This window comes from Trebonia sp. (assembly GCF_030042015.1).
Lineage (GTDB): Bacteria > Actinomycetota > Actinomycetes > Streptosporangiales > Streptosporangiaceae > Trebonia.
The window spans coordinates 1-6,175 of sequence record NZ_JASIAL010000311.1 but is presented as its reverse complement, the minus strand read 5'-3'; the positions used below and the strand labels follow the sequence as shown (position 1 = coordinate 6,175).

General features: G+C 71.3%; 9 protein-coding genes. 7 read left to right on the top strand and 2 right to left on the bottom strand.

Annotation, left to right across the window (positions count from 1 at the left end; all coding sequences use genetic code 11):
• Window positions 1-64 precede the first annotated feature (64 nt).
• The gene (locus tag Q1N79_RS16685) at window positions 65-1,087 is read right to left on the bottom strand and encodes an RNA polymerase subunit sigma-70 (protein WP_300609996.1); all 1,023 of its coding nucleotides are present in this window, start codon (window positions 1,085-1,087) and stop codon (window positions 65-67) included.
• A 363-nt stretch (window positions 1,088-1,450) separates the two neighbouring features.
• On the opposite strand from Q1N79_RS16685, the gene Q1N79_RS16680 reads away from it, so the two are divergent.
• The 5 genes from Q1N79_RS16680 to Q1N79_RS16660 all read left to right on the top strand — a co-directional run bounded on the left by Q1N79_RS16680 (window position 1,451) and on the right by Q1N79_RS16660 (window position 3,936).
• Entirely contained in the window at window positions 1,451-1,855 is a 405-nt protein-coding gene (locus Q1N79_RS16680) for a hypothetical protein (protein WP_300609995.1), read from the top strand.
• 368 nt (window positions 1,856-2,223) lie between these two features.
• Window positions 2,224-2,511 (top strand): hypothetical protein, encoded by a 288-nt coding sequence (locus Q1N79_RS16675; RefSeq protein WP_300609994.1) that lies wholly within the window; start codon window positions 2,224-2,226, stop codon window positions 2,509-2,511.
• Between the two features lie 7 nt (window positions 2,512-2,518).
• Window positions 2,519-2,674, top strand: a complete 156-nt coding sequence (locus Q1N79_RS16670) for a hypothetical protein (protein ID WP_300609993.1) — start codon at window positions 2,519-2,521, stop codon at window positions 2,672-2,674.
• A gap of 114 nt (window positions 2,675-2,788) precedes the next feature.
• A complete protein-coding gene (locus Q1N79_RS16665) occupies window positions 2,789-3,403 on the top strand; it encodes a LysE family translocator (protein WP_300609992.1) in 615 nt (204 codons plus the stop codon).
• A gap of 146 nt (window positions 3,404-3,549) precedes the next feature.
• The gene (locus Q1N79_RS16660; protein WP_300609991.1) at window positions 3,550-3,936 is read left to right on the top strand and encodes a thioesterase family protein; all 387 of its coding nucleotides are present in this window, start codon (window positions 3,550-3,552) and stop codon (window positions 3,934-3,936) included.
• A 477-nt stretch (window positions 3,937-4,413) separates the two neighbouring features.
• On the opposite strand, the gene Q1N79_RS16655 is transcribed toward Q1N79_RS16660, so the two are convergent.
• Window positions 4,414-5,151, bottom strand: coding sequence for a bifunctional 2-polyprenyl-6-hydroxyphenol methylase/3-demethylubiquinol 3-O-methyltransferase UbiG (locus Q1N79_RS16655; RefSeq protein WP_300609990.1), 738 nt, complete (start codon window positions 5,149-5,151; stop codon window positions 4,414-4,416).
• A 293-nt stretch (window positions 5,152-5,444) separates the two neighbouring features.
• Here Q1N79_RS16655 and Q1N79_RS16650 point away from each other — a divergent pair, with 293 nt between their 5' ends.
• Window positions 5,445-5,753 (top strand): hypothetical protein, encoded by a 309-nt coding sequence (locus tag Q1N79_RS16650; protein WP_300609989.1) that lies wholly within the window; start codon window positions 5,445-5,447, stop codon window positions 5,751-5,753.
• Window positions 5,729-5,986, top strand: coding sequence for a hypothetical protein (locus Q1N79_RS16645; protein ID WP_300609988.1), 258 nt, complete (start codon window positions 5,729-5,731; stop codon window positions 5,984-5,986). The genes Q1N79_RS16650 and Q1N79_RS16645 overlap by 25 nt, the downstream gene beginning before the upstream one ends.
• Window positions 5,987-6,175 lie beyond the last annotated feature (189 nt).

The following is a 6,175-nucleotide window of genomic DNA, read 5'->3' as shown; positions in this document are numbered from 1 at the left end:
GCCTGCAAGAGCAGGACCAGTCGGGGCAGGCCCGTCCGCCAACCTCTCGCCAGAGATAGCCGAATCACGATAGCTGCCGGCCCGGGAGTGAGCGCGGCAGCCCGAACCACGGCAGCACGCTGGCCTCGAAGCGGGTGATGGCGCGGATCTGGCCGCCGGCCAGGGTGAGCACGTAGAAGGCGGTCGCATGGCGGATGCCGGCCGGGCCGCGCAGGTAGGCTCCGAACGCCGGCTGGCCGTTGGCTCGCACCGGGACGAGGTCGAACTTGCGGCCCGCGGCGAACAGGCTGGCGCAGTAGCGGGTCACGGCGTCTCGGCCCTCGTATCCGAACGGTACCGGCGGCATCGCGATGAAGACGTCGTCGGTCAGCAGGGCCACCAGCGCGTCGAGGTCGGCCGACTCCCACGCGCGGGCGAACTTGGCCACGATCGCGTCCTCGGCGGGTGAGCCAGCGGCCGGCGGCGGTTGGCGGCCGATGGCCGGCTGCTGTCGGCGCTGGAGGCTGGCGCGGGCTCGTTTGAGGGTACTGTTGGCCGATTCGAGGGTCACCTCCAGCATGCCGGCCACCTCGCTGGCGCGGAATCCGAGAACGTCGCGCAAGATGAGGACGGCGACCTGGCGTGGCGGCAGCAGCTGCAGGGCGGTCACGAAGGCCAGCGAGATGGCTTCGGTCCGCTCGTAGCGGGCCTCCGGCCCGGGCGGCACGTCGACGGCACCCTCGAGGAGGGCGTCAGGAAACGGCTGCAGCCAGACGGCCTCGTCGCGCGGGGTCGCCGCGAGCGGCTCGAACTGAGACACGTCCCACTGCCTGGCCGGGCGCCGGCTCGCCGCGCGGCGCGCGTTGAGGCACCGGTTGGTGGCGATCTTGTACAGCCAGGTGCGCAGCGAGGCGCGTTCCTCAGTGAACCCGCCGATGCCTTGCCAGGCGGCCAGCATCGTCTCCTGGACGGCGTCCTCGGCGTCGGCGAAGGATCCGAGCATCCGGTAGCAGTGCACCTGCAGCTCCCGCCGGTGCGGCCCGGTCAGCTCCCGGAACGCCTCGCCATCTCCGGCCCGTGCCCGTGAGAGCAGATCGGCTGTCACCATCCTGCGCGCCTTCCTTCCACATCGCGTGGCGCTTCCACGCGGTATATACACCGCCCGCGGGGCGAACTGGGCAGCTCGCGGGCGCCCAGTTTCCCGGCGCCGCGGTGTATGCATCACCGACCGCCGGCACGATCCGAGCGCCGGATCGTGCCGCGGCAGCTGGGAACGACCCTGGAGGTTGACGATGGAATCGTCCGCATCGGCCCTGTGCGTGGCGTCGGCCGTTCCGGATCTGCGCCGCTGATGGGCGCTCGCGGTGCTATGCGGCGCGTTTTTCATGGTGCTCCTGGACGGCACGATCACGATCGTGGCGCCGCCCTCGATCGGGCCGGGCCGCGCTTTTCCGCGCAGGGTTTGCAGTGGGTGCTTAGCGCCGACGCGCTCACCTTCGGCAGCCTGCTGCTACTCGGAGGGCCGGCGCGCTCACCATCACCAGCGCGCTGGTCCTGCTCGTCTACACGGTCGCCGGGGCGCTCCCGGACCCTGGCCGGCGCGGACGCCCTGACGATCCTGATCGGCACCGTCGCGGTCGGCATGCCGTTCGTCCTGACGCTCTGCGCCCAGCAGGTGGTCGGCTACCCGGCCCTCAAGTTCGGCAGCTACCAGCCCGCCTTCCCGGCCTGGGCCGTGCTGGCCGGGATCGGCCTGGCGCTGGCGTTCCTGCTTCCCGGCCTACCCCGGAAGCCAGCGCACGAGCTGCCAGAGCCGGACCCGGCGGCCGATGTCGCTGCCGCAGGAGACGCGGTGATCAGGTCAGGAACGAAATGAGCGAACAGCGCACCGATTCTTACCGCCCACGCCCCCTGCGGCGGCGATGGCTGACAACACCAATCTGAAGGAGGAGCAGACCATGACCATCCACGAATACCTCATGAAAGCCATCCAGGATGACGCCCGGCGGGCCGGCGAACGAGACCGGCTGCTCCTCGAGGCACGGCGGGCTCGGCCTGGTGATCGCGGTGCCGGCCAGCCGGCAGCAAACGCCACTGCCGCTCGACGCGCGCGACCCCGATGTCGTTCACGCCCATCAGAATCACCCGCCTCGTAGAACTGGGGCGCCGAGATCTTCGGGCAAGGCGCGATCACCGCACGTAAGAGGCCGCGCGGTCGGCCGCTAACAGGCCAAGGAGCACACCATGCATCCAGTGATGCTGCAGCAGCTCGCTGCCGAGCGCGTCCGCGAGATGATCGCTGACGCGGACGACGCGCGGCGGGCCCGTCAGGCTCGCCGCGGCCGGCGGTCACGAACACCGGCGCACATGACGCGCCCAGACCTGCCGCCCACGCACGCCGAACTCCAGCCAGCCTCACCAAACACGGCGGTCGCTGCCCTGCCTGCCGCCCGCAGGTCCGGCCGTTCCGCTGACGGCGATCAGGGCCAGCCCGATGAGCTCGCCTTCCATCTGCCGGCAGCACGGAGGTAGCGGTTCCATGACTCACATCGATTCCAGTGACGGCGCTGCGGTGCTGGTACGCGCCGCGGACGCCGAGGTGGTCGGGTTTCCTCTGCGGACGGTTCGGCTGCTGGCCGAATACCGTGCGCTGAGGGCCGGCCGGGTGGAGGCGATCCGGTCCGGGTTGGCGTAGATCTGGCGGTAGCCGAACAAACCCGGCCCCTTTCTGGGTGGCACGAACGTTCAAGACCGGCGCCGGGGCCATCACGCAGGCTAGAGCCCATAGATCAAACCCAGGGAGCGACGCGTGGAAGTCATCCATGATCCCACCCGGGTGATCGCGTTTGTGACGTTCTCGGCGGTCGTCGCCGGCACCCCAGGCCCCAGCAATACGCTGCTGACCGCTGTCGGGGCCAGGGCCGGTGTCCGGCGAGGGCTCGCGAGCCTGCTTGGGCAGGTGATCGGGACGGGCACGATGCTGTTTGCCATCACTTTGGGACTGGGCAACGTGCTCCTTGCTCATCCTCTGGCGCTGCAGGTCCTGAAATGGGGCGGGGCAGCGATGCTCTGCTGGATGGCCTGGCGGATCGCGACCGCGGGACATGCCGAAGGGTCCTCGAACGCACCCGCGGGATTCCTCAGGATGGCCGCCTTCCAGTGGATCAATCCCAAGGGGTGGCTGATCGGCGTCGCTGCCATCGCCGCCTTCCTTGACCGGCGCGCCGGCGGTGCCCTGGCCCAGGCAGCCATCTTCGCGATCCTGTTTACGCTGGTCGCCCTCCCCAGCTGCTTGCCCTGGCTGGCGTTCGGCGCCGCCCTCCAGCGCTTCCTCCGGGCACCCCGCGCCCGGCGCATCCTCCACGGTGCCATAGCGGCCCTGCTGGCCGCATCCACGATCCTGCTGATCTGGACCCGCTATTGACCACGCGCCAGACCCGCCCAGTCAGCGACTGACGGTCCAGTCCACCCGCTGCACCCCTGCGAGGTGCCGGCGGAGCGCCCGAAGCCACGCATATCGGCGGGCCACTGCGACCGTGCCGACGGTGCCGGGGATGAGACAGTGTGCTTGTGAGCACGGTTTTTGAGCACCAGGTGGGTGTGCGGTGGCGGGACGTTGACGGACTGGGGCATGTCAACCACGCGGTGTTCTTGACCTGCCTGGAGGAGGGCCGGGACGCCTTCTGCGTGCAGGCGCTGGGGCGCGATCCGCGCTATGTGGTGGCCCGGGTGGAGATCGGCATGCGCGCCGGGGTGCGCTACTGCGGCCGGCAGCTGAGGGTGCGGATCGAGGTGGAGCGGGTGGGCACCGCCAGCCTGACGGCGCGGGAGACGATCCTCACCCCGGCGGGCGTGACCGCGGCGCGGGCGCGGGTTGTCACCGTGCTGCGGGACGCCGGTGCCCGCAAGCCGGCGGCGTTCGCGGCGCAGGAGCGGGCACGGCTGGCCGCGTACTGACACCGGTCGGCAGGCCGCACGGCCGCCGCGCCCTCCTGCGGGGATAGCCGGAACCTGACGGCCGGGCCGGCGCAGGTCCTGGTGATGAGCGATGCTGCAACGTGTCCGGCGCGCCGCCCGGCCGGCTATGCCACGGTCTGTAGTTGATGGGCCACCCCGACGCCGATCAAGCCCTGCTTCATACCCGACTCGGCGTGCGGCTGATGTGGGCGGCTCCCTCACGGCAGCGGGTGCTGAACAGCCAGATCGGCACGCTTACGGGGGTGATCGTCCATAGCTGCACTACCGCACCTGACGAGCGGACGGATCTCGCGTGACGGCCGCGGACCAGCCGTCGTTGCTGAGCGTGATCGGAATGCTGGCCCGCCGGGTTTTTTATCGCCCGGCCGAATCGGAGTGTCTGCCCGCGAGGTCGGAGTCGGCGCTGCCGGGTCGGCTTGATGGGCACGTTTCCCGCTGCCGCCCCGGAAAGGGGCGCTACGAGGTGGTGGCGGGCTTGCGGGCGATGAAGACCAATTCCAGGCCGGGACGGTCCGGCGCGCCGCGGACATCCGTCAGCTCGTAGCCTGCTGAGACGAGCGAGTCCTCGATCACCGGGCGCGGCGGGTAACGCCGGGTACCCTGCGAGATCAGCGTTGCCCCGTCAGCGGCGAATACGTAAGTCCGCCGAGTGCTCACCAGATCGCCGTCTACCCCGGTCACCTCGAGCCAGCTCTCGAATGCACCCGCGTCGGCGGATTCACGCCGGACGTAGGTAGTGTCGCGGTTCCAGCTCCGCCACGGCTGGCCGGCCGGGTCCACGGACTCGAACACCAGGTGGCCGCCGGGGCGCAGCGCCGCATGGACACCGCCCAGCGTCGCCAGCCACTCCTGCTGGGACAGGAACACGTTGCTGACGTTGCCGGTCATTGTCGCCAGGTCGACCGCGAGGTCCGGCAGGCTCCTCACGTCCCCGTGGATCCACCGCACCCGCTGCGCGCCTGGCTTGGCCCTGGCGACGTCCAGCGACGCCGCGGCCGGGTCCAGCCCGACGACCTCAAAGCCGCGCTCGGCGAGCATGCACGCCCAGTTACCCGTCCCGCAGCCGACATCAAGCACGCTCCGCGCGCCGAGTTCAGCCGCGATCGCCAGGTAACTGGGCAGGTCAACGCGCTCCCCCTCCCACACGTCATAGATCCTGGCCAGCCGCGGCTCCGCGAAAAGGGCATCCTGCACAGTAAATGATCATAGTGCGGTCAGGAACCGGAAACAGGAACGGCCGTTCGGGTGCACCTCGAACAAGATGCCGGCCCGGCTGGGGCCTGGCGCCACATCGGCGGTGCAACGCGCTTCGGCCGCTGGTTTCCGGGTGTCGCCTGGACGGGCGCTGTGGCCGGCGCGTGTCCGGTCCGGGCTGCGGGGCTTTGTACCGTCCGTTCCTGGCGGCACGCTGCCGCGCGGTGATCGGGGGGCGGGGAGGAATGGCAGTGGTCACGGACAATGGCCTCATGGGGCATGGGGAGCTTGCGGTGACCCGGCGGAGCGTGCACGGGGTGGCCGGGCTGGTCCTGGCCGGCCCCCGGTACCGGGCCGCCGGGAAACTGCGGCTGCGCGTCGTCCCGGGCGGCTTCGCGGCTGTGCTGACGCCAAGGCTGCGGGCGGACGGTTCACGGGCCGCGGGCGGGGCGGGGGCACGGCCGCGGTCAGCGGCCGTGCCCCGCGCGCCCTGGGCGCGGAACCGGGGGTGGCAGCGGGCAGGCCCGAGGGTGCCTGCGGCGGGGGATCGGGGGTGGATCCCGGTGAGCTGCCAGCCGTGGACCCTGGCCAGGCCGGCGTGATCATGGCAGCGCTGGCGCCCGGCCGCGGCGCGCTGGCGGCGTTTGCCCCGGGCGGGTCGCCGGTGCTGTGGCCCGGGCACTTCGACGCGGCGATCCGCCTGCACGGGGTGAACTCCGGGGTCTCGCCGGGAGAGGGTTTCACCGAAGAGCCGTACGCGTACGCGGGGGTGTCCCCTGCGGCTGCGGGGGATGGGTTCCGGAGCCCCGTTCGGTGCCGCCGTGCCGCCGGGTGAACTTGCCGGGGTGCCGGCCGTCACCGGTTTCTCCGCCGGGGGCCGCGAGCGTGCCCGGTAGCGCCCGGGCGGGCCGGGATCAGCTCACCGGTCACCGCGATCGCACGCCCGGCGGTCACCCCGTAACGGGCATGCACGCATCGAGCGCACCGGTTCCGGCGGCGCCGGTTAAGCCGGCGCCACGACCGC

Excerpts from the sequence above, each read along its gene's own strand:
- Q1N79_RS16670 (WP_300609993.1), top strand. The coding sequence starts at position 2,519 with ATGACTCACATCGATTCCAGTGACGGCGCTGCGGTGCTGGTACGCGCC.
- Q1N79_RS16675 (WP_300609994.1), top strand. The coding sequence starts at position 2,224 with ATGCATCCAGTGATGCTGCAGCAGCTCGCTGCCGAGCGCGTCCGCGAG.
- Q1N79_RS16685 (WP_300609996.1), bottom strand. The coding sequence starts at position 1,087 with ATGGTGACAGCCGATCTGCTCTCACGGGCACGGGCCGGAGATGGCGAG.